Below are 23,856 nucleotides of genomic sequence, written 5' to 3' on the forward strand. Positions count from 1 at the left end.
TGTACGAGCGGCGAGGGGCCGCCTCTAGGCCCTGTCCCTCCGATCTTCGCGGGCCCGCGACGCCTGGCACCGCGGCCTCGCCGCGTTGTCGGGATCTTCCGAGTACGCCCAGTACGAGGACGACCCTCCGCCTTGCGATCCACGGCACCAGACGCCGCGGGCTGATCCACGAAGATCGACAGGACAGGACCTAGCCTCCGTTGACGTTCTCCGCCTGGAACATCCAGTGATGCTTCTCCAGATCCCGGGTGAGCCCGATCAGGATGTCCTGGCTCACCGGGTCGGGATCGGCGGTGGCGTCGATGCGCTCACGCATCCGGCCGATCACGGACGCGAGCGCGTTCACCAAGGTCCCTACGGCTGCCGCGTCCTCGGTCCAACCGCCCCTGACCGCGCCGACGGCGCTGTTCCTGGCGACCGTCTCGGCCCGTCCGTCCGGAGCCACCCCGATCGCCGAGGCCCGCTCCGCCACTGTGTCAGCGTGCATCCGGGCGGTGGCGACAACCTCGTCGAGCTGGAGATGAATCGTGCGGAACCGCGGGCCGACGACCGTCCAGTGGATCTGCTTGCCCACCAGCGCGAGATCCACGAGGTCGACGAGGGCGCCCTGGAGAGCGTCACCGACGATCTTCAGGCTCTCGTTCGCGAGCGGACTCTTGACCACAGTCATCCGCTTCCTCCTATTCGACCGTTCAGCCCCCTTGATTACCTCTCACTCCTGGGTGACCCGAAAGCGGCAGGACAAACATCGGGCCCCGGTCGGTACACAACCGACCGGGGCCCGAAGAGCCGCAAGGCAGGGCCTGTCTGTGGATCAGGCCGCCACGACGTCCACGGCCTCCGTGGGCGCCTTGATCGTCACCCGCTCCTCCGGGACACCCGTCACGGAGGACACGGACACGGGGTTGAGCATCGGCCGCATCGGCGCGGGCACCTTCTCGCCCGCCGCCGCCGACTCCGCCAGCTCCGCGAGCGACAGCTCGTCGCTCACCTCTCGCATCACCTGCGACATCCGTACGTCCAGAGCATCGCAAATCGCGGAGAGCAACTCGGACGAGGCTTCCTTCTGCCCGCGCTCGACCTCTGACAGATAGCCGAGCGACACCCGGGCGGAGGAGGAAACCTCGCGCAGAGTACGGCCCTGGCGCTGGCGCTGCCGACGCAGCACGTCACCCAGCAGGCGACGGAGCAGAATCATCGCTGGCTCCCTCCTTGGACCTCGGATCCGGATCCTTCACGCCCCACCGTACCGCCTTCGGCTGTGCCCGTGCGGGGAGCGATGTCGTGTTCACTCAGGGCTGCAAACATCAAATCCCGCTGCGTTGTTCCGTATCCTGTGCCCCCGCTGCCGCGATCAATTCGCTGAACAGCAGCTTGACCGCGGCCTCCACCGCCTGTACGCGGATACCCGAGCGGTCTCCCGCCAACCGCAGCGCGGCCGAAGCCACCCGCTCCGCGGGCCCGGCCACCGCCACATGGACCGTGCCCACGGGCTGACCGTCCTGCGATGTGGGACCCGCCACACCGGTGGTGGCCACGCCCCAGTCGGCGCCCAGCGCACGCGCCACGCCCCGGGCCATCTGCCGCGCGACCTCGGCGTCCACCGCCCCGCGCTCGGCCAGCAGGGCCGCGTCCACGCCCAGCAGCTCCTGCTTGAGCGCGGTGGCGTACGCCGTCACCGAGCCACGGAAGGAGCGGGACGCCCCGGCCACCGCCGTCAGCTCCGCGGCCAGCAGACCGCCGGTGAGCGATTCGGCCACCGCCACGGTCTGCCCGCGCCGCTCCAGCAGCGCCAGCGCCCCGGCCGCGGTGGACCGCGGCGATCCCGCCGCACCGCCTTCCACCGTGCCGGTGCTCACGATGTGGACTCCTGGGTGGCACGGCCTGCCCGGCGCAGCACGATCGCCTGGCGAACGTAGTCGAGGCCGGTGACGACGGTCAGCACCACGGCCACCGCCATCACCCAGAAGCGCAAGGTGGCCAGCGGCCCGGTCAGCGCCAGGATGTACATGCCCACCGCCGTGCCCTGCGCGAGGGTCTTCATCTTTCCGCCGCGGCTGGCCGGGATCACCCCGTGCCGGATCACCCAGAACCGCATCAGTGTGATCCCCATCTCACGGAAGAGGATCACGCTCGTCACCCACCAGGGCAGATCGGACAGAGCTGACAGACAGATCAGCGCCGCGCCCATGATCGCCTTGTCCGCGATCGGGTCGGCGATCTTGCCGAAGTCGGTGACGAGGTTGTACCGGCGGGCCAGATGCCCGTCGAAGAGATCGGTGATCATGGCGATGGCGAAGGCCGCCCACGCCAACGCGCGCCAGGCCGGGTCATATCCGCCGTTGTGGAGCATCAACAACACAAACCCCGGTACGAGGACCAGGCGCATCATGGTGAGGATGTTGGCGATGTTCCACAGTCCGGCGGGCCGGACGGCCGCGGCCGGGCGGTGGTGGCCTCCCGCGGCGGAGGCCGGGACGCCGGTCATCTGGCCGCCTCCTCGCTCCACGCGCCGCCGCCGGTTCCGTCCAGCGGCCGCAGCGGCTCCGCGACGAGGTCCACTCCCTCCGTCGCGATCACCTTGGCTTCGACCATACGGCCCACCGCGGGCTTCACATCCGTGCTGAGCAGCGTCTGGCCGTCGGTCTCCGGCGCCTGGTGGGCGCCACGGCCCAGCACCGCCCCGCTTTCGTCGATCTCCTCCACGAGCACCTCGACGACCTCGCCGAGCCGCTCCTCGGCCCGCTGGGCGGTGAGCTCCTCGGCGAGCCGCGAGATGTGCTCCAGCCGCTCGGCGACCTCGTCCGGGTCGAGCTTGTTCTCGTACCCCGCGGCCTCGGTGCCCTCCTCGTCCGAGTAACCGAACACGCCGATCGCGTCCAGCCGCGCCTCGCTGATGAAACGCTCCAGCTCGGCCAGGTCCTCCTCGGTCTCGCCGGGGAATCCCACGATGAAGTTGGACCGGGCGCCCGCTTGCGGCGCCTTGCCTCTGATCTCCTCCAGCAGGCCCAGGAAGCGGTCGGTGTCCCCGAAGCGCCGCATCGCGCGGAGCACACCCGGCGCCGAGTGCTGGAAGGACAGGTCGAAGTAGGGCGCGACCTTCTCGGTCGAGGTCAGCACGTCGATCAGACCGGGCCGCATCTCGGCGGGCTGGAGGTAGCTCACCCGGATCCGCTCGATGCCGTCCACCGCGGCCAGCTCCGGCAGCAGCGTCTCCAGCAGCCGGATGTCCCCCAGGTCCTTGCCGTAGGAGGTGTTGTTCTCGGAGACCAGCATGACCTCCTTGACGCCCTGCTCGGCCAGCCAGCGGGTCTCCCCCAGCACATCGGAGGGCCGGCGCGAGATGAAGGAGCCGCGGAAGGACGGGATGGCGCAGAACGAGCACCGCCGGTCGCATCCGGAGGCCAGCTTCACCGAGGCGACCGGGCTGGAGTCCAGCCGGCGGCGCAGCGGGGCGCGCGGCCCCGAGGCGGGCGCCACTCCGGCGGGCAGATCCTCGGGCGGGGTGTCCTGGGCATGGCCGGGCAGCGCCACGGAGGAGGCGTCCTGCCGTTCGGCCGGGCTGATCGGCAGCAGCTTGCGGCGGTCGCGCGGGGTGTGCGCGGCGTGGATGCCGCCGGAGAGGATGGTCTGGAGCCGGTCGGAGATATCGGCGTAGTCGTCGAAGCCGAGCACCCCGTCGGCCTCGGGCAGCGCCTCCGCGAGCTCCTTGCCGTAGCGCTCGGCCATGCAGCCGACGGCCACGACGGCCTGGGTACGGCCGTGATCCTTCAGATCCCGGGCCTCCAGCAGGGCGTCGACCGAGTCCTTCTTGGCGGCTTCGACAAAGCCACAGGTGTTGACGACGGCGACGTCCGCGTCGGCGGCTTCCTCGACGAGCTCCCAGCCGTCCGCCGCCAAGCGGCCTGCGAGCTCCTCCGAGTCCACTTCATTGCGGGCGCAGCCAAGAGTGACAAGGGCGACGGTGCGGCGTTCGGGCATGCGCTCAGACTACTTCGTCCCCCGCCCTGCTCCCGCTGCCAGGGCTCCCGATCGCGGTCGCTCAGCCCGCTTCGGGATCTCCCTTGGTGTAGCTCAGCCGCTGAACGGTCCCGCTGTTGCCCACATTCTTCACTTCCTTGCCGTTCACGAACAGCTTGATCGCCCCGGCGTTCCCGAGCACCAGGTCGATGCGCTTGCTGTCGCTGAACGTCTTGGAATCGCCCTCGCGCAGCACCCCTTCTTCCAGCAGCCGCCCGTTGTGGTCCTGCGCGGAGATCCAGCTCTGTCCGCTCTCGGCGGTGAGCTTGACGGTGACCTTGTCCGCCGGAACGCCCGCGATGGCGCTGTCGGACGGTTCCGGCCGGTCCTGGTCCTCGGGCTTGGAGCTGGGGCTGTGGCTGGGGGTGGTGCGGCTCGCCTTGGGCGAGGCGGAGTCCTCGGCGACCGTGGAACCGCTGTCCCCGTCGCCACCACTGAAAAGCGTGAAGCCGACGAATCCGACGACGGCCACGATGGCCGCGACCATCGCCGCAGTCCAGTTGGGGCGCCGGGGCTCGGGGCGGATCCGCTCGGCCTCGAAGAGCGGGGCGGGGGCGGTCGGCGCGGGCCGTCCCCCGTGCTCGGCGTCGAATTGTGCGATCAGACCATCGGGGTCGAGCCCGACAGCGCGCGCGAGCACGCGGATATGCCCCCGGGCATACACATCGCCGCCGCAGCGCGAGAAGTCGTCCTGCTCGATCCCCTGCACTATGGGGATCCGGACCCGGGTGGAGATGCTGACCTCGTCGACGGTCAGCCCGGCGGCGATACGGGCCTGCCGGAGGGCGCTGCCGACGGAAGGCCGGTCGTCTTCGGGGGAGTTGCCGTCTTCGGGAAAGTTGCCGATGGACACGGGGGCGCCTTTCGAGCGTGTAGCCACCTGCTGGAGGTTCAGTCTAGGGGTGGGACGAAAGGGTCGGGCAAGCGGGAGGACGGAGTTTGTCCGCCATCGGGATTGCCCCGCAACCATGATGGTGCGACCTCACTCCGCCACCTCCCTCAACTTGACGTCTCGGCAGGGGAAACGGTTGCCCGCCCAACCCTTACGAGTGAGCTTTACCGCGGATCACGTCCAGCACGCCATCCAATTCGTCCGGCTTGACGAGCACATCGCGCGCCTTGGAGCCCTCGCTCGGCCCGACGACCCCCCGGGACTCCATGAGGTCCATCAGCCGCCCGGCCTTGGCGAAACCCACCCGCAGCTTGCGCTGAAGCATCGAAGTCGATCCGAACTGCGTGGAAACCACCAGCTCAGCGGCCTGACACAGAAGATCGAGATCATCGCCGATCTCCTCGTCGATCTCCTTCTTCTTCGCCGTCCCGACCGTCACGTCGTCGCGGAAGACCGGTGCCATCTGCTGCTTGCAGTGCGCGACGATCGCCTCGACCTCGCGCTCGGTGACATAGGCACCCTGCATGCGGACCGGTTTGTTCGCGCCCATCGGCAGAAACAGCCCGTCGCCCTTGCCGATCAGCTTCTCGGCGCCGGGCTGGTCCAGGATGACCCGGCTGTCGGCCAACGAGGAGGTGGCGAAGGCGAGCCGCGAGGGCACATTGGCCTTGATCAGACCGGTGACAACATCCACCGAGGGCCGCTGGGTGGCCAGCACCAGATGGATCCCGGCCGCGCGCGCGAGCTGGGTGATCCGGACGATCGAGTCCTCGACGTCACGGGGTGCGACCATCATCAGGTCCGCCAGCTCGTCGACGATCACCAGCAGATACGGATACGGCTTGAGCTCCCGCTCGCTCCCCTCGGGCAGTTTGACCTTGCCCGCGCGGACCGCCGCGTTGAAGTCGTCGATGTGGCGGAAGCCGAATGCCGCGAGATCGTCGTAGCGCAGATCCATTTCACGCACGACCCACTGGAGCGCCTCGGCGGCGCGCTTGGGGTTGGTGATGATCGGCGTGACCAGGTGCGGAATGCCCTCGTACGCGGTCAGCTCCACGCGCTTGGGGTCGACCAGCACCATGCGGACGTCGTCCGGAGTGGCCCGGACCATGATCGATGTGATGAGGCAGTTGATACAGGACGACTTGCCGGATCCGGTGGCACCGGCCACCAGCACATGCGGCATGGTCGCGAGATTGGCCGCGACATAACCGCCCTCGACGTCCTTGCCCAGACCCACCAGCATCGGGTGGTCGTCCCCGACGGAGTCCGCCGAGCGCAGCACATCGCCGAGGTTGACCATCTCGCGGTCGCTGTTGGGGATTTCGATACCGACCGCCGACTTACCCGGAATCGGGCTGATGATCCGCACATCCGGACTGGCGACGGCGTACGCGATGTTCTTGGTCAGCGCCGTGATCCGCTCGACCTTCACCGCCGGTCCGAGCTCCACCTCGTAGCGGGTGACCGTCGGACCGCGGGTGAAGCCGGTGACCGCGGCGTCGACCTTGAACTCCGAGAAGACCTTGGTCAGTGAGTCGACCACGGCGTCGTTGGCGGCGCTGCGCGTCTTGCCGGGCCCACCGCGCTCCAGCAGTTCGAGAGAGGGGAGCGAGTAGGTGATGTCACCGGAGAGCTGGAGCTGCTCGGCGCGCGGCGGCAGCGGCTCGCCCTCGTCGGCCGCGGGACGGGTGAGATCGGGGACGCGTGAGCTCTCCGCCGCCCCGCTCCGGTCCCGGCCGCCCTTCGCCCCGGCCGGTTTGCCGGGCCCAGCACCGGCGTCATGCGCCCCCGGCACCGAGCCGCTGCCCTCACCGGTCTCGCGCTCCACCGAGATCCCGTTGCTCAGCCCGGCGATGAGCGGCGAGGGCTGGACACCGTGCAGGACGGCCCCGTCCAGCGCGGCGGCGGCCGCGGCCGCCACGTCCACCGCGTCCATGGGGCGGTCCTGCGGCGGCTCCACGGGCCGGCCACCGCGCGACCGGCGGCGCCCCCGCAACGCCTCCTCCTCGGCCCGCTCATGGTCGTCCGCGACGTCCGCGACGTCCGCGGCCCCGCGGGCCCGTGCGGACCTGCGCGGGCGCCTGGCGGGCGTCTCGCGCCATTCCTCGGCGTACTCCGCTTCCGTCCCCGCGTCCACGTCCACGTCCACGTCCACGTCCGCGTATGCGTCCGCGTCCCGGAGCAGACCCAGCCGGATGCCCAGCGCCCGCAGCCGCTGCGGAATCGCCGCGACCGGCGTCGCGGTGACGACCAGCAGCCCGAAGACGGTGAGCAGCGCCAACAGCGGTACGGCCAGCACCTCGCCCATCGCATGGATCAGTGGCCGGGAGACGCCCCAGCCGATCAGGCCGCCCGCGTCCTGTATCGCCGCGGTCCCCTGACCGCGCCCCGGTGCCCCGCAGGCGATGTGCACCTCGCCCAGCACACCGATCACCAGCGCGGACAGACCGATCACGATCCGCCCGTTGGCCTCCGGCTTCTCGGGGTGCAGGATCAGCCGGGCGGCGATGGTGGCCAGCAGTATCGGCACCACCAGATCGAGCCGTCCGAAGGCCCCGGTGACCAGCATCTCGACCAGGTCGCCGACCGGCCCGTCCAGATTCGACCAGGTGCCCGCGGCCACGATCAGCGCCAGGGCGAGCAGCAGCAGCGCGCTGCCGTCCTTGCGGTGCGCCGGGTCGAGTCCCTTGGCACCGCGCCCTATCCCGCGGAACATCGCCCCGACGGCGTGCGCCAGCCCCCTCCAGAGCGCGCGCACCGCGCGGTACACACCGCTGGTGGGGTTGGGCGCCGGGGGCGGTGCGGCCTTGGCCGCCGCCTTCTTCTTCGGAGCGGCCTTCTTCGCGGGCGCCGCCGACTTCTTGGCGGGAGCCTTCTTGGCCGCCGCCTTCTTCGCGTTCTTCGCGGGCGACTTCTTCGCTGCGCCTCCGGACTGCCCGGCGCGCTTCTTCGAGGTGCCCGCCGTGCTCTGGGAACCCTTGCCGGACGTACGAGAGGCCATGGGGGCGAGGTTACCCGCGTCCGCCGTACGGAGCACGCATGGTGGACACGTCAGGCGTCACCGACGTCACGCGCGCGCCGGATATCGGCCGCGAGGTGAGCAGACGGTGACAGGACGTCAAAAGGCGGATCACGGGTGGGCGATGGCCGGGGGCGGACTACGGCGCCCCGAAGGGGTGGGGCTCAGTTCTGCGAGGGCACCTGGCTGGCGCCACTGCCCGCACCCGGCTCCAGGGCGTCCAGCGCCCGCCGCAGACCGGTGAGCTTGCGCTCGAGATGAGCCGCGGTGGCCACCGCCGCCGCGTCGGCCGACTCGTCCAACTGCTTGGACAGCGCTTCGGCCTGCTCCTCGACGGCGGCGAGCCGCGCGGAGAGCTCGGCGAGCAGCCCCGCCGACTCCTTGGCCTCCTCACCGGCCGCGGGCTGACCGCCCTCCAACTGGAGTCGCAGCAGCGACGCCTGCTCCCGCAGCTGGCAGTTCTTCATGTACAGATCGACGAAGACCGAGACCTTCGCCCTGAGCACCCACGGGTCGAACGGCTTGGAGATGTAGTCGACCGCACCGGCCGCATAGCCCCGGAAGGTGTGATGCGGACCGTGGTTGATGGCTGTGAGGAAGATGATCGGGATGTCCCGGGTCCGCTCACGGCGCTTGATGTGCGCGGCGGTCTCGAACCCGTCCATGCCCGGCATCTGGACATCCAGCAGGATGACCGCGAAGTCGTCCGTCAGCAGCGCCTTGAGCGCTTCCTCCCCTGACGATGCCCGCACCAGGGTCTGATCGAGCGCGGAGAGAATGGCCTCCAGCGCCAGCAGATTCTCCGGCCGGTCATCGACCAGGAGGATCTTGGCCTTCTGCACCATGCCCCGTCCTCCTCGTCCCGGCTTGAGGTCTCCCCAGCTCGAAGAGCCGAGAGAAGCACCGGGCGCCGCCCCAGGGGACGACTCCCTTGCGCCGCCCGTCCTTGTGCCGGTCATGGTAGCCGCACCCCGCTGTTCGCCACACCCTGTCACCGCGATGTCACTGTGCACGTAGCAGAAACGCGGCGGGAGACCAGAAGGTTCCCCGAATACCGCGTTCCCACACGTGTTCGGCGACAGTCAGTCAACACCACAGACGCGCCCGGCGTCCCGCAAGGTCACTGCTCTGACATCCACTGCTCCATCACCGCAAGAAGATGATCGGTGTCGACGGGCTTGGTGACATAGTCCGACGCGCCAGCCTCAATACTCTTTTCACGATCTCCCTTCATCGCCTTCGCAGTCAGGGCGATGATCGGCAGTCCGGCGAACTGCGGCATCCTGCGGATCGCCGCCGTCGTGGCATAGCCGTCCATCTCCGGCATCATGATGTCCATCAGGACGAGCACGACATCGTCGTGCTGCTCGAGGACCTCGATGCCCTCCCTGCCGTTCTCCGCGTAGAGGACCTGGAGTCCGTGCTGCTCGAGCACGGAGGTGAGCGCGAACACATTGCGGATGTCGTCGTCGACGATCAGCACCTTCTCGCCGTGGAAGCCGCCCACCGGCTCCGGTACGACCAGGTCCTGGCCGCCCAGCAGCCACGGCTCCGGGGTCTGCTCCTGGGACTGCCGCCCCCGGCGACCCGCCGCGCGGTCCGCGGGCTGCGGCCACTGCGGCTCGGACGGCGGCTGCTGGGGCTCCTGTTCGGTCCTCTGGCCCCGCCGGAGCAGCCCGGACGCCCGCCGACCGCCATTGGCCGAGGCGTCCGGCGCGGGCTCCGGCTCCGCCGCCGTCCCGTGCTCGGCGGACTCCCCGGCGGTGCCGCTCTCCAGCGCGGCCGGGGTCCGCGGCCCGGAGGCCGAGTTGCCCGGGATCGCGATACCGGACGCCGAACCGCCCGTGGCGAGCTGCGGATAACCCTGGGGCGGCAGCTCACCGGGGTGCAGCGGCAGATAGAGCGTGAAGGTCGAACCGCGGCCCGGCTCACTGGCCGCGTGGATCTCACCGCCCAGCAGCCGGGCGATCTCCCGGCTGATGGACAGACCCAGTCCGGTGCCGCCGTACTTCCGGCTGGTGGTCCCGTCGGCCTGCTTGAACGCCTCGAAGATCACCCGCATCTTGCTCGCCGCGATGCCGATACCGGTGTCGGTCACCGAGAAGGCGATCATCTCGGCGTCCGGTTCGCGCAACGCGCCCGCCTCCAGGAGCTGCTCCCGGATGGCGTTGGGCACATCGCCGCCGGCCGGCCGGATGACCAGTTCCACGGCGCCGCCGTCGGTGAACTTCACCGCGTTGGACAGGAGGTTGCGCAGCACCTGCAACAGCCGCTGCTCGTCGGTGTGCAGCGTGGCCGGAAGCTCGGGCGAGACCCGCACCGAGAAGTCCAGCCCCTTCTCGGCGGTCAACGGCCGGAAGGTGGCCTCCACATAGTCGACGAGCTGGACCAGGGCGATCCGGGTCGGGCTGACATCCATCTTGCCCGCCTCGACCTTCGACAGGTCCAGGATGTCGTTGATCAGCTGCAACAGGTCCGAGCCCGCGCCGTGGATGGTCTCGGCGAACTCCACCTGCTTCGGCGAGAGATTGCCGTCAGCGTTGTCGGCGAGCAGCTTAGCCAGGATCAGCAGCGAGTTGAGCGGGGTGCGCAGCTCGTGCGACATGTTGGCCAGGAACTCGCTCTTGTAGCGCATCGAGACCGCGAGCTGCTCGGCGCGCTCCTCGAGCACCTGCCGCGCCTCCTCGATCTCGGTGTTCTTGACCTCGATGTCGCGGTTCTGCCGGGCCAGCCGGTCCGACTTCTCCTCCAGCTCGGCGTTGGACGACTGGAGCGCCTTCTGCCGGTTCTCCAGCTCCGCCGACCGCTCCCGCAGTTGCTCGGTCAGCTCCTGTGACTGCTTCAGCAGCACCTCGGTCTTGGTGTTGACGCTGATGGTGTTGACGCTGGTGCCGATCATCTCGGCGATCTGGTTGAGGAAGTCCTTCTGGATCTGCGCGAACGGCTGGAACGACGCCAGCTCGACCACACCGAGCAGCTGGCCCTCGAAGAGCACCGGCAGCACGATCACATGCGCCGGGGCCGCCTCGCCCAGACCCGAAGCGATCTTGAGGTAGCCCGGCGGCACGTGCTCCACCAGGATCGGCCGCTTCTCCTCGGCGACCGTGCCGACCAGGGTCTCGCCCGGCCGGAAGGACGTGGGCATCGACCCGTGGGAGTAGCCGTAACTGCCGATCAGACGCAGCTCGTAGCCCTCGTCGGAGGTGCTGTCGGCGACCACCTCGGTGCCCTCGCCGGTCGGCACCGCCAGGAAGAACGCGCCGTGCTGGGCGGAGACCACCGGGGTCAGCTCGCTCATGATCAGCCGGGCGACGTCCTCGAGATCGCGGCGTCCCTGCATCAGACCGGAGATCCGGGCGAGGTTGCCCTTCAGCCAGTCCTGCTCCTTGTTGGCGAGAGTGGTCTCACGCAGGTTGGCGATCATGGTGTTGATGTGGTCCTGGAGGACCTGGATCTCGCCCGAGGCATCCACGTCGATCTTGAGGTTGAGATCGCCGCGGGTCACCGCGGTGGCGACCTCGGCGATGGCGCGCACCTGACGGGTCAGGTTTCCGGCCATCTCGTTCACCGACTCGGTCAGGTCCTTCCAGGTGCCGGCCACGTCCCGCACCCGCGCCTGGCCGCCGAGCTGGCCCTCGGTGCCCACCTCACGGGCCACCCGGGTCACCTGGTCGGCGAACGAGGAGAGCTGGTCGACCATCGTGTTGATGGTCGTCTTCAGCTCCAGGATCTCGCCCCGCGCCTCGATATCGATCTTCTTGGTCAGATCGCCCTGGGCGATCGCCGTGGTGACCATCGCGATATTGCGCACCTGGCCGGTCAGGTTGGACGCCATCGAGTTCACGGACTCGGTGAGGTCCTTCCACGTCCCGGACACACCGGGCACCCGCGCCTGGCCGCCGAGGATGCCGTCCGTACCCACCTCGCGCGCCACCCGGGTGACCTCGTCGGCGAACGACGACAGAGTGGTCACCATGGTGTTGACGGTGTCGGCCAGCGCCGCGACCTCGCCGCGCGCCTCGACCGTCACCTTCTTCGTCAGATCGCCGTTGGCGACCGCGGCCGAGACCTGGGAGATGTTCCGCACCTGGATGGTCAGGTTGTTGGCCATCAGGTTGACGTTGTTACTCAGGTCCTTCCAGATGCCGGTGACGCCCGGCACCCGCGCCTGGCCGCCCAACTGCCCCTCCGTGCCCACCTCACGGGCCACCCGGGTGACCTGCTCGGCGAACGACGACAGCTGGTCCACCATCGTGTTCACGGTGGTGACGAGCTCCAGGATCTCGCCCTTGGCATCGACAGTGATCTTCTTCGACAGATCGCCCTTGGCGACCGCCGTCGTCACCTCGGCGATGGAACGCACCTGCGAGGTGAGGTTGTTGGCCATGCCGTTGACGGACTGGGTCAGGTCCTTCCAGGTGCCGGAGACGCCCTGCACCTCGGCCTGACCGCCCAACTGCCCCTCGGTGCCCACCTCGCGGGCGACGCGGGTGACCTCCTCCGCGAACGAGGACAGCTGGTCCACCATGGTGTTGAGGGTGTTCTTCAGCTCCAGGATCTCGCCGCGCGCATCGACGTCGATCTTCTGCGAGAGGTCACCGCGCGCGACCGCGGTCGCCACCTGGGCGATATTGCGGACCTGGGCGGTCAGATTGCCCGCCATACCGTTCACCGAATCGGTCAGATCGCGCCATACGCCCGCCACACCGGGCACCTGCGCCTGACCGCCCAGGCGGCCGTCCGTACCCACTTCGCGAGCGACCCGGGTCACCTGCTGGGCGAAGTCCGAGAGCTGGTCGACCATCGTGTTGATGGTGTTCTTGAGCTCGAGGATCTCGCCGCGCGCGTCCACCTCGATCTTCTGCGACAGATCGCCGCGGGCGACGGCGGTGGTCACCTGGGCGATCCCGCGCACCTGCGAGGTCAGGTTCCCCGCCATGGAGTTGACGGAGTCGGTCAGGTCCTTCCAGGTGCCGCTGACGCCGTCCACCCGGGCCTGGCCGCCCAGCCGGCCTTCGGTGCCCACGTCCCGCGCCATCCGCGTGACCTGGTCGGCGAAGGAGGAAAGCTGATCCACCATGGTGTTCACGGTGTTCTTCAACTGGAGCATCTCACCGGAGACATCGACGGTGACCTTCTGCGACAGATCGCCGTTCGCCACCGCCGTCGTCACCTGCGCGATATTGCGCACCTGGCCGGTGAGGTTACGGAAGGCGGTGTTCACCGAATCGGTGAGGTCCTTCCACGTCCCCGCCGCGCCCGGCACCTGTGCCTGGCCGCCCAGTTCACCCTCGACACCGATCTCCCGGGCCACCCGGGTCACCTCGGCGCCGAAGGACTGGAGCTGGTCGACCATCGTGTTGACGGTGTTCTTCAGCTCCAGCATCTCGCCGGCCACATCCACGGTGACCTTCTGCGACAGATCGCCGTTCGCCACCGCCGTCGTCACCTGCGCGATGTCCCGCACCTGCGCGGTGAGATTGCGGAACGCGGTGTTCACCGAATCGGTGAGATCCTTCCACGTCCCCGCCGCACCCGGCACCTGTGCCTGACCGCCGAGCAGTCCGTCGGCCCCGACCTCGCTGGCGACCCGCGTCACCTCGTCGGCGAAGGTGCGCAGCGTCTCGGTCATCGTGTTGATCGTGTCGGCCAGCTGCGCGACTTCGCCGCGTGCGCTCACCGTCACCTTCTGCGACAGATCGCCGTTGGCGACCGCGGTCGTCACCTGGGCGATCCCACGCACCTGGGCGGTGAGGTTCCCGGCCATCAGATTGACCGAGTCCGTCAGGTCCTTCCACACCCCGGCGACCCCGGGCACCTTCGCCTGGCCGCCGAGTTCACCCTCGGTGCCCACCTCACGGGCGACTCTGGTCACCTCGGCGGCGAACGAGGACAGCTGGTCCACCATCGTGTTGACGGTGTTCTTCAGCTCGAGCATCTCCCCGGACACATGGACCGTGACCTTCCGGGAGAGATCGCCCTTGGCCACCGCCGTGGTCACCAGCGCGATGTCCCGCACCTGAGCGGTGAGCCGGGAGGCCATCGTGTTGACGGACTCCGTGAGGTCCTTCCACGAACCGGACATTCCGCGCACCCGGGCCTGGCCGCCCAGCTTGCCCTCGGTACCGACCTCGCTGGCGACCCTGGTCACCTCGTCGGTGAACGCCGACAGCTGGTCCACCAGCCCGTTGACGGTACGTCCCACCTTCAGGAACTCACCGCGCAGCGGATGCGCCGAACCGTCGGCGCCCTGCGCCCGCAGATCCATACGCTGCTCGAGGTCGCCCTCGGCGACCGCCGACAGCACCCGTCCCACCTCGGACACCGGCCGCACAAGATCGTCCACCAAAGCGTTGGACGCGTCAATGGCCGCCGCCCACTGCCCCTCGCAGGCGCCCGTCTCCAGCCGCTCGGTGAGCTTGCCCTCGCGGCCGACCACCCGCCGCACCCGGGTCAATTCGCCAGTGAGCTGGAGATTGCGGTCCGCGACCTCGTTGAAGACCGCGGCGATCTCGGACATGACCCCGTCGCCCGAGACCGTCAGACGCTTGCGGAAGTTGCCGTCCCGCATCGCCGTCATGGCGGTCAGCAGTCGATTCAGGGCAGCTGTCTCCACCTCGGTCGTCCCATTGCTGCGGGACCGTCCGCCTTTCGCGCGCGTATTCGTGCCCCGCGCCGCTGCGCCAGACTCCACCGTGTCCCTCCCGCAGGGTTGACCATCCTCGTCGGGTTCCTCTTCCAGCTTGCCCAGTGTTTCACCATGGTCCAACCAGGCCATAACAGTTCGGCAGCATCGCACACCGCGGACAGCACACTCTGGGGTGGAATCAGTGACGACCGGCATTCGCGAGCGCGGTGGAGGTAAGTAACCTGGCATCCGGCCAGGGCATCGGAGGGGCGCTGCGACATGGGTGAGCAGATCGCCGAGACACTTATGAGGAGACCTGTGATCACCGCGCGGGCAGCCGCCACCTTCGAGCCGGTCGGCCGCTCGGTCGCCGCCGCCCGCACGTTCGTCCGGGACACGCTGCAAGGATGGGGCCTCACCGACATCGTCGACGACGCCGTTGTCCTCACCAGTGAACTGGTCACCAACGCGGTCGTCCACGCCGGTACGACCGCCGACGTGGAATGCGTCCGCGCGGACACCGGCGTACGCGTCGAGGTCGCCGACCGGTACCCGGAGCGGGAGCTTCCGGTGCAGAGCAACGGCGGCCACCACTTCGGAAGCCCCGATAGCGAAGGCGGCCGCGGTCTGCTACTCTGCGCGGCCCTCGCGGCACGCTGGGGAGTCGAGTACACGGCCACCCACAAGCAGGTCTGGTTCCAGCTCGACTTCCCCGACCGCCCGGCCGGCACCCGCGCCGCGGGCCCCGCACTGCCCTCCAGCGCCCTGCCCCTCACCGACGCCCGGATCCGGGTCGCCGTGGTCCAGGTCGACAGCGGCGCCCTCATCAGCGCCTGGAACGACGACGCCCAGGAGCTGTTCGGCTACGCCCCGGAGCAGGTCATCGGCAAGCCGCTGACCGACCTCGCGGCCTGGCCGCACACCCCCGGCACCGGCACCGGCGTCGCCGAGGCCCTCCAGCTCTCCCGCTGGGAGGGCTCGTACGGCATCCGCGGCGCCGACGGCCGCGTCTCCCCCGTCTACGCCTCGCATCTGCGCATCCGCGACGCCCAGGGCGACCCGTCCACCGTCTGTCTGCTGGTGCGGGACCACGAGCGCGCCGTCCTCCAGAGCCCGCTGCGCGCGGTGGCGCCCGACAGCGGCGAATCCACCGAACGCGGTCCGGCCTCCGACGCCTTCGAGGTCTTCATCGGCTCACCGGCCCCCGACGACCTCGACGGTCTGCTCCAGCGCACCGTCGAGCGGGCCCGCGACATGCTCGACGGGGACGCCGCCTATCTGCTGCTCGCCACCGACGACGAAACCGAGCTGGAGGTCCGCGCCTCGACCGGGCTGCCCTCCGCCCGCCAGCGCTTCGCCCGCGTCCCCGTCGAAGCCGGCACCGGCCGCTACGGATCGGCGCGGATGCCCGCCGTCCACGAGGACCTGTCGGCGCTGCCCGGCGCCGTCCCGCTCCTGGTCAACACCGGGATGCGGTCGGTCGTCACGGTCCCGCTCAAGGTCGAGGGACGGCTCACCGGCTCGCTCGGCGTCGCCGCCGAGGCCCCCGGCCGGTACAGCAACGAGGAAGCGCTGAGACTCCAGTTCGCCGCCGACCGCATCGCGCTCGCCGTCGAACGGGCCCGCCTCACCGAGCTCGAGCGGCTGCGCCGTGGCTCGCTGTCCTTCCTCGTCGAGGCGTCCGACCTGCTCGCGGGCACTCTGGACCGCGACCAGACCCTGGCGCTGATGGCACAGATGACGGTCCCCACCCTCGCCAGCTGGTGCGCCGTCTACACCGTCGCCGACCAGGTCTCCGAACCCGAGCTCTCCTACGTCCTGCACGAGGACGAGGATCGCATCGACGGCCTCAAGGCCCTGCTGACGAAGATCGATCCGCCGGAGCAGGTGCCCACCGGCGGCGCCCGCAGCTGGTCCGGCCCGTACGACGCCGCCCACGCCGCGGCCCTGCGGACCTCGCTGCGCAGCCTCAGCCTCGGCGACTCCGCCCGCCCCTCCTCCGGCCCCGGCGCCTCCCTGGCGACCGCGTCCGCGGTGGGTGGCGAGACGGTCGTACTGCCCCTGGTGGCCCGGAACCGCGTGATCGGCATGCTGACCCTCGGCAAGCCCACCGACGAGCACTTCCGCCAGGAGAACCTGGAGCTCGCCGAGGACCTCTCCCGGCGGGCCGCGCTCGCCCTGGACAACGCCCGGCTGTACTCGGAGCGCACCGCCATCAGCCAGTCCCTCCAGCGCAGCCTGCTGCCTCCGGAGCAGCCCGAGGTCCCCGGTGTCGAGGTCGAGGTGATCTACCGCGCCGCGGGTGAGGGCAACGAGGTCGGTGGTGACTTCTACGACCTCTTCCCGATCCGCGACGGCGCCTACGGCTTCGCCATCGGCGACGTCTGCGGCACCGGCCCGGAAGCCGCCGCGGTGACCGGCCTGGCCCGGCACGCGCTGCGGCTGCTCGCCCGCGAAGGCTTCGGCGGTCCCGCGGTGCTGGAGCGGCTCAACGCGGCCATCCTCGACGAGGGCGCCCGCAGCCGCTTCCTGACCCTGCTCTACGGGGAGTTGTGGCCGCAGCACGACGGCAGCGCCGTCCTCAAGGTCGTCTGCGCCGGACACCCGCTGCCGCTGCGGCTCCGCCAGGACGGCAGCGTCGAGGCGGCCGCCGAACCGCAGCCGCTGCTCGGCGTCATGGAGGACCTGGAGCTGTACGAGCAGACCATCACCCTCGACCCGGGCGACGTCCTGCTGTGCGTCACCGACGGGGTCACCGAGCGACGCGAGGGCACCAGGATGCTCGGCGACGAGGGCCTCACCGATGTCCTCACCACCTGCACAGGGCTCACCGCGGGCGCGGTGGCCGCGCGGGTGCTGCGGGCCGTCGAGCGCTTCGCGGCGGAGCCGCCGTCCGACGACATGGCGATCCTGGCGATGCGCATCCCCGAGCCGCACGACATCTGACGGGAGGCGGGGACGAGACGGCTTGCCCCCGCCCCCGTCCAAGACCCTGGAGCCGAACACGACGAAGGCCCCCGCCACTTGGCGGGGGCCTTCTGCTGGAGCCCCAATACGGAATCGAACCGTAGACCTTCTCCTTACCATGGAGACGCTCTGCCGACTGAGCTATTGGGGCGCGGCAACGAGATAGATCCTACCCGAACTCGAGTGCGCTCCCGACCACCCCACCCCGGTCGCTCAGGCAGCCGACTGCAACAGTCCTCCGAGCGCGTTGCAGGCCGAGACCACCCGCTGCAACTCCCGCCGCGACATGGCCGGATCAACGGGCAGCGCCAGGCATTCGTCGGCCGCCCGCTCGGTCTCCGCGAGCCACAGATCGCGCCGGAAGCGCGCGGTGCGGTGTGCGGGCGTCTGGACCGGTACGTGGCAGACGACGCCGCGAGAACGCAGCGTACGGGCGAAGGCGTCGCGGTCCGGGCGGCCATTGCCGGGTACCCGCACCACGTACTGCTGGTAGGTGTGTTCCACTCCCTGCCGCACGGCGGGCGTGATGACCCCGCGCAGCTTTCCGTCCAGATAGGCCGCGTTCGCCTGCCGGCGCAGAATCTCCCCGGCGGGATCGGGATGCGCCCCGTAGCCGACGATCTGAACGCCGTGCCGCCGGCCCAGCGCGGTGAGACCGGCCATGTCGGCCGGGTGTCCGAAAGTGTGTACAGCCACAACGGCCGCGGTCCGGGGCGTGATCGCCTCGGTCACCGCGGCGGGATCTATGCAGAAGGTCTCGGCGTCGATGTCCACGAAGACCGGCCTCGCGCCGGCCAACAGCACCGCTTCCGCCGCTTCGGGAGTGCCGTAGGACGGCACGATCACCTCGTCGCCCGGCCGGATGCCCAGCCGGGTCAACTCACGCCACAGCTCATCCGTAGGAGTGCCCATGGCTTGCATCGTGCCCACGCAACATGAACACCGCGTGACCCGCAACACAACAAAAGAGAGCCCTATCAGGAACCGAAGTTCCCGATAGGGCTCTCTCACAATTTGTTCGGCGGCGTCCTACTCTCCCACAGGGTCCCCCCTGCAGTACCATCGGCGCTGAAAGGCTTAGCTTCCGGGTTCGGAATGTAACCGGGCGTTTCCCTAACGCAATGACCACCGAAACACTATAAAGTTGAACCGGAAAATTCGACACGGTTCATTACTTCAGAACCAACACAGTGGACGCGAGCAACTGAGGACAAGCCCTCGGCCTATTAGTACCAGTCAACTCCACCGGTCACCCGGCTTCCATATCTGGCCTATCAACCCAGTCGTCTACTGGGAGCCTTACCCTCTCAAGGAGGTGGGAGCCCTCATCTCGAAGCAGGCTTCCCGCTTAGATGCTTTCAGCGGTTATCCCTCCCGAACGTAGCCAACCAGCCATGCCCTTGGCAGGACAACTGGCACACCAGAGGTTCGTCCGTCCCGGTCCTCTCGTACTAGGGACAGCCCTTCTCAAGACTCCTACGCGCACAGCGGATAGGGACCGAACTGTCTCACGACGTTCTAAACCCAGCTCGCGTACCGCTTTAATGGGCGAACAGCCCAACCCTTGGGACCGACTCCAGCCCCAGGATGCGACGAGCCGACATCGAGGTGCCAAACCATCCCGTCGATATGGACTCTTGGGGAAGATCAGCCTGTTATCCCCGGGGTACCTTTTATCCGTTGAGCGACGGCGCTTCCACAAGCCACCGCCGGATCACTAGTCCCGACTTTCGTCCCTGCTCGACCCGTCAGTCTCACAGTCAAGCTCCCTTGTGCACTTACACTCAACACCTGATTGCCAACCAGGCTGAGGGAACCTTTGGGCGCCTCCGTTACCCTTTAGGAGGCAACCGCCCCAGTTAAACTACCCACCAGACACTGTCCCTGATCCGGATCACGGACCCAGGTTAGACATCCAGCACGACCAGAGTGGTATTTCAACAACGACTCCACACTGACTGGCGTCAGCGCTTCACAGTCTCCCACCTATCCTACACAAGCCGAACCGAACACCAATATCAAGCTATAGTAAAGGTCCCGGGGTCTTTCCGTCCTGCTGCGCGAAACGAGCATCTTTACTCGTAATGCAATTTCACCGGGCCTATGGTTGAGACAGTCGAGAAGTCGTTACGCCATTCGTGCAGGTCGGAACTTACCCGACAAGGAATTTCGCTACCTTAGGATGGTTATAGTTACCACCGCCGTTTACTGGCGCTTAAGTTCTCAGCTTCGCCAACCCGAAGGTCGACTAACCGGTCCCCTTAACGTTCCAGCACCGGGCAGGCGTCAGTCCGTATACATCGCCTTACGGCTTCGCACGGACCTGTGTTTTTAGTAAACAGTCGCTTCTCGCTGGTCTCTGCGGCCACCACCAGCTCCGGAGGTAAACTCCATCACCAGCAATGGCCCCCCTTCTCCCGAAGTTACGGGGGCATTTTGCCGAGTTCCTTAACCATAGTTCACCCGAACGCCTCGGTATTCTCTACCTGACCACCTGAGTCGGTTTAGGGTACGGGCCGCCATGAAACTCGCTAGAGGCTTTTCTCGACAGCATAGGATCATCCACTTCACCACAATCGGCTCGGCATCAGGTCTCAGCCCTATATGTGCGACGGATTTACCTACCGCACGGCCTACACCCTTACCCCGGGACAACCACCGCCCGGGCTGGACTACCTTCCTGCGTCACCCCATCACTTACCTACTACCACCTAGGGTCAGCGGCTCCACCACTCCCCCTCACTCCGAAGAGATCAGAGGCGGCTTCACGGCCTTAGCATCAGAGGATTCGATATTGGACGCTTCAAAGCGGGTACCGGAATATCAACCGGTTGTCCATCGACTACGCCTGTCGGCCTCGCCTTAGGTCCCGACTTACCCTGGGCAGATCAGCTTGACCCAGGAACCCTTAGTCAATCGGCGCACACGTTTCCCACGTGTGTATCGCTACTCATGCCTGCATTCTCACTCGTGAACCATCCACAACTCGCTTACACGGCTGCTTCACCCGGCACACGACGCTCCCCTACCCAACCCAGCCCCCGTTAGGGGTACATGCTGGATTGACACGACTTCGGCGGTATACTTGAGCCCCGCTACATTGTCGGCGCGGAATCACTTGACCAGTGAGCTATTACGCACTCTTTCAAGGATGGCTGCTTCTAAGCCAACCTCCTGGTTGTCTCTGCGACTCCACATCCTTTCCCACTTAGCATACGCTTAGGGGCCTTAGTCGATGCTCTGGGCTGTTTCCCTCTCGACCATGGAGCTTATCCCCCACAGTCTCACTGCCGCGCTCTCACTTACCGGCATTCGGAGTTTGGCTAAGGTCAGTAACCCGGTAGGGCCCATCGCCTATCCAGTGCTCTACCTCCGGCAAGAAACACACGACGCTGCACCTAAATGCATTTCGGGGAGAACCAGCTATCACGGAGTTTGATTGGCCTTTCACCCCTAACCACAGGTCATCCCCCAGGTTTTCAACCCTGGTGGGTTCGGTCCTCCACGAAGTCTTACCTCCGCTTCAACCTGCCCATGGCTAGATCACTCCGCTTCGGGTCTTGAGCGTGCTACTCAACCGCCCTATTCGGACTCGCTTTCGCTACGGCTTCCCCACACGGGTTAACCTCGCAACACACCGCAAACTCGCAGGCTCATTCTTCAAAAGGCACGCAGTCACGACGCAGAGACAAGTCTCTGCGCGACGCTCCCACGGCTTGTAGGCACACGGTTTCAGGTACTATTTCACTCCGCTCCCGCGGTACTTTTCACCATTCCCTCACGGTACTATCCGCTATCGGTCACCAGGGAATATTTAGGCTTAGCGGGTGGTCCCGCCAGATTCACACGGGATTTCTCGGGCCCCGTGCTACTTGGGTGGTTCTCAAGCAAGTTGCCGACATTTCAGCTACGGGGGTCTTACCCTCTACGCCGGGCCTTTCGCATGCCCTTCGCCTACATCAACAATTTCTGACTCACCGACCGGCCGGCAGACCGATCAAGAGAACTCCCACAACCCCGCATGCGCAACCCCTGCCGGGTATCACACACATACGGTTTGGCCTCATCCAGTTTCGCTCGCCACTACTCCCGGAATCACGGTTGTTTTCTCTTCCTGCGGGTACTGAGATGTTTCACTTCCCCGCGTTCCCTCCACACTGCCTATGTGTTCAGCAGCGGGTGACAGCCCATGACGACTGCCGGGTTTCCCCATTCGGACACCCCCGGATCAAAGCTCGGTTGACAGCTCCCCGGGGCCTATCGCGGCCTCCCACGTCCTTCATCGGTTCCTGGTGCCAAGGCATCCACCGTGCGCCCTTAAAAACTTGGCCACAGATGCTCGCGTCCACTGTGCAGTTCTCAAATAACGACCCGTGACCCGTCACCCACACCACACGGCATGGAACACCGGGACCGGCCGAAGGACAAACCCCTTACGAGTCCGTACCCTCAGACACCCAACAGCGTGCCCGACACCCCTCATCCGCTTGACCCCGCGTTCCACGCCCCCGAAGAGGCAGTACTAGCAGACAGCTTCCGAAACAATGCCGAGTAGTCAACGTTCCACCCATGAGCAACCGTGCAAGACACTTGCTTGCAGTCGGCTATGTGCTCCTTAGAAAGGAGGTGATCCAGCCGCACCTTCCGGTACGGCTACCTTGTTACGACTTCGTCCCAATCGCCAGTCCCACCTTCGACGATTCCCTCCCACAAGGGGTTGGGCCACCGGCTTCGGGTGTTACCGACTTTCGTGACGTGACGGGCGGTGTGTACAAGGCCCGGGAACGTATTCACCGCAGCAATGCTGATCTGCGATTACTAGCGACTCCGACTTCATGGGGTCGAGTTGCAGACCCCAATCCGAACTGAGACCGGCTTTTTGAGATTCGCTCCACCTCGCGGCTTCGCAGCTCATTGTACCGGCCATTGTAGCACGTGTGCAGCCCAAGACATAAGGGGCATGATGACTTGACGTCGTCCCCACCTTCCTCCGAGTTGACCCCGGCAGTCTCCTGTGAGTCCCCATCACCCCGAAGGGCATGCTGGCAACACAGAACAAGGGTTGCGCTCGTTGCGGGACTTAACCCAACATCTCACGACACGAGCTGACGACAGCCATGCACCACCTGTACACCGACCACAAGGGGGCACCCATCTCTGGATGTTTCCGGTGTATGTCAAGCCTTGGTAAGGTTCTTCGCGTTGCGTCGAATTAAGCCACATGCTCCGCCGCTTGTGCGGGCCCCCGTCAATTCCTTTGAGTTTTAGCCTTGCGGCCGTACTCCCCAGGCGGGGAACTTAATGCGTTAGCTGCGGCACGGACAACGTGGAATGTCGCCCACACCTAGTTCCCAACGTTTACGGCGTGGACTACCAGGGTATCTAATCCTGTTCGCTCCCCACGCTTTCGCTCCTCAGCGTCAGTATCGGCCCAGAGATCCGCCTTCGCCACCGGTGTTCCTCCTGATATCTGCGCATTTCACCGCTACACCAGGAATTCCGATCTCCCCTACCGAACTCTAGCCTGCCCGTATCGAATGCAGACCCGGGGTTAAGCCCCGGGCTTTCACATCCGACGCGACAAGCCGCCTACGAGCTCTTTACGCCCAATAATTCCGGACAACGCTCGCGCCCTACGTATTACCGCGGCTGCTGGCACGTAGTTAGCCGGCGCTTCTTCTGCAGGTACCGTCACTTGCGCTTCTTCCCTGCTGAAAGAGGTTTACAACCCGAAGGCCGTCATCCCTCACGCGGCGTCGCTGCATCAGGCTTTCGCCCATTGTGCAATATTCCCCACTGCTGCCTCCCGTAGGAGTCTGGGCCGTGTCTCAGTCCCAGTGTGGCCGGTCGCCCTCTCAGGCCGGCTACCCGTCGTCGCCTTGGTAGGCCATCACCCCACCAACAAGCTGATAGGCCGCGGGCTCATCCTGCACCGCCGGAGCTTTCCACCACCAGACCATGCGGTCGGTGGTCATATCCGGTATTAGACCCCGTTTCCAGGGCTTGTCCCAGAGTGCAGGGCAGATTGCCCACGTGTTACTCACCCGTTCGCCACTAATCCCCGGCCGAAACCGGTTCATCGTTCGACTTGCATGTGTTAAGCACGCCGCCAGCGTTCGTCCTGAGCCAGGATCAAACTCTCCGTGAATGCTTCCGGGATATCCCGGCAACACTGCACGAGAGCGGAACCACCGGAGGAATAGTCCGATGGTTCACAGCGTCCTCGCTGTGTGTTTTTCAAAGGAACCTCGTCCACGAGTGGACGGGGTATCAACATATCTGGCGTTGACTTTTGGCACGCTGTTGAGTTCTCAAGGAACGGACGCT

The 23,856-nt window shown here is 67.0% G+C and carries 11 protein-coding genes, 1 tRNA gene and 3 rRNA genes; 1 reads left to right on the forward strand and 14 read right to left on the reverse strand.

Annotation, left to right across the window (positions count from 1 at the left end):
• Positions 1-190: 190 nt before the first annotated feature.
• The 9 genes from AC4BEG_RS08640 to AC4BEG_RS08680 form a co-directional block, all read right to left on the reverse strand.
• Entirely contained in the window at positions 191-670 is a 480-nt protein-coding gene (locus AC4BEG_RS08640) for a Dps family protein (protein ID WP_490705316.1), read from the reverse strand.
• Between the two features lie 144 nt (positions 671-814).
• Positions 815-1,198: a helix-turn-helix domain-containing protein gene (locus AC4BEG_RS08645; protein ID WP_176180301.1), complete on the reverse strand. Its 384-nt coding sequence runs from the start codon at positions 1,196-1,198 to the stop codon at positions 815-817.
• Positions 1,199-1,307: 109 nt separating this feature from the next.
• Positions 1,308-1,859, reverse strand: coding sequence for a CinA family protein (locus AC4BEG_RS08650; RefSeq protein ID WP_490705317.1), 552 nt, complete (start codon positions 1,857-1,859; stop codon positions 1,308-1,310).
• A complete protein-coding gene (pgsA, locus tag AC4BEG_RS08655; RefSeq protein WP_490705318.1) occupies positions 1,856-2,488 on the reverse strand; it encodes a CDP-diacylglycerol--glycerol-3-phosphate 3-phosphatidyltransferase in 633 nt (210 codons plus the stop codon). The genes AC4BEG_RS08650 and pgsA overlap by 4 nt, the downstream gene beginning before the upstream one ends.
• Positions 2,485-3,981, reverse strand: coding sequence for a 30S ribosomal protein S12 methylthiotransferase RimO (gene rimO, locus AC4BEG_RS08660; protein ID WP_490705319.1), 1,497 nt, complete (start codon positions 3,979-3,981; stop codon positions 2,485-2,487). Before rimO ends, pgsA begins: the two co-directional genes overlap by 4 nt.
• Positions 3,982-4,042: 61 nt before the next feature.
• A complete protein-coding gene (locus AC4BEG_RS08665) occupies positions 4,043-4,873 on the reverse strand; it encodes a helix-turn-helix domain-containing protein (protein WP_490705320.1) in 831 nt (276 codons plus the stop codon).
• Between the two features lie 190 nt (positions 4,874-5,063).
• The gene (locus AC4BEG_RS08670) at positions 5,064-7,916 is read right to left on the reverse strand and encodes a DNA translocase FtsK (RefSeq protein ID WP_490705321.1); all 2,853 of its coding nucleotides are present in this window, start codon (positions 7,914-7,916) and stop codon (positions 5,064-5,066) included.
• A gap of 182 nt (positions 7,917-8,098) precedes the next feature.
• Entirely contained in the window at positions 8,099-8,779 is a 681-nt protein-coding gene (locus AC4BEG_RS08675; protein ID WP_176180306.1) for a response regulator, read from the reverse strand.
• Positions 8,780-9,054: 275 nt separating this feature from the next.
• Complete coding sequence (locus AC4BEG_RS08680) at positions 9,055-14,628, reverse strand: HAMP domain-containing protein (RefSeq protein ID WP_490705322.1); 5,574 nt, start codon at positions 14,626-14,628, stop codon at positions 9,055-9,057.
• 213 nt (positions 14,629-14,841) lie between these two features.
• Here AC4BEG_RS08680 and AC4BEG_RS08685 point away from each other — a divergent pair, with 213 nt between their 5' ends.
• The gene (locus tag AC4BEG_RS08685; protein ID WP_490705323.1) at positions 14,842-17,508 is read left to right on the forward strand and encodes a SpoIIE family protein phosphatase; all 2,667 of its coding nucleotides are present in this window, start codon (positions 14,842-14,844) and stop codon (positions 17,506-17,508) included.
• Between the two features lie 96 nt (positions 17,509-17,604).
• Here the strand turns inward: AC4BEG_RS08685 and AC4BEG_RS08690 are convergent.
• The 5 genes from AC4BEG_RS08690 to AC4BEG_RS08710 form a co-directional block, all read right to left on the reverse strand.
• A tRNA-Thr gene (locus tag AC4BEG_RS08690) sits at positions 17,605-17,680 on the reverse strand.
• A gap of 62 nt (positions 17,681-17,742) precedes the next feature.
• Positions 17,743-18,441, reverse strand: a complete 699-nt coding sequence (locus tag AC4BEG_RS08695) for a DegT/DnrJ/EryC1/StrS family aminotransferase (protein ID WP_490705324.1) — start codon at positions 18,439-18,441, stop codon at positions 17,743-17,745.
• A gap of 104 nt (positions 18,442-18,545) precedes the next feature.
• Positions 18,546-18,662: ribosomal RNA gene (gene rrf / locus AC4BEG_RS08700) — 5S ribosomal RNA — on the reverse strand.
• Between the two features lie 73 nt (positions 18,663-18,735).
• Positions 18,736-21,860: ribosomal RNA gene (locus tag AC4BEG_RS08705) — 23S ribosomal RNA — on the reverse strand.
• A gap of 288 nt (positions 21,861-22,148) precedes the next feature.
• Positions 22,149-23,677 (reverse strand): 16S ribosomal RNA (locus AC4BEG_RS08710).
• Together the 16S, 23S and 5S rRNA genes form the textbook arrangement of a ribosomal RNA operon.
• Between the last annotated feature and the right edge of the window lie 179 nt (positions 23,678-23,856).

It is taken from the genome of Streptomyces sp. JLBJ103 (assembly GCF_058215575.1).

Coding starts and splice junctions, on each gene's coding strand:
- AC4BEG_RS08640 (WP_490705316.1), bottom strand. CDS start 670: ATGACTGTGGTCAAGAGTCCGCTCGCGAACGAGAGCCTGAAGATCGTC.
- AC4BEG_RS08645 (WP_176180301.1), bottom strand. CDS start 1,198: ATGATTCTGCTCCGTCGCCTGCTGGGTGACGTGCTGCGTCGGCAGCGC.
- pgsA (WP_490705318.1), bottom strand. CDS start 2,488: ATGACCGGCGTCCCGGCCTCCGCCGCGGGAGGCCACCACCGCCCGGCC.
- rimO (WP_490705319.1), bottom strand. CDS start 3,981: ATGCCCGAACGCCGCACCGTCGCCCTTGTCACTCTTGGCTGCGCCCGC.
- AC4BEG_RS08670 (WP_490705321.1), bottom strand. CDS start 7,916: ATGGCCTCTCGTACGTCCGGCAAGGGTTCCCAGAGCACGGCGGGCACC.
- AC4BEG_RS08675 (WP_176180306.1), bottom strand. CDS start 8,779: ATGGTGCAGAAGGCCAAGATCCTCCTGGTCGATGACCGGCCGGAGAAT.
- AC4BEG_RS08685 (WP_490705323.1), top strand. CDS start 14,842: ATGGGTGAGCAGATCGCCGAGACACTTATGAGGAGACCTGTGATCACC.
- AC4BEG_RS08695 (WP_490705324.1), bottom strand. CDS start 18,441: ATGGGCACTCCTACGGATGAGCTGTGGCGTGAGTTGACCCGGCTGGGC.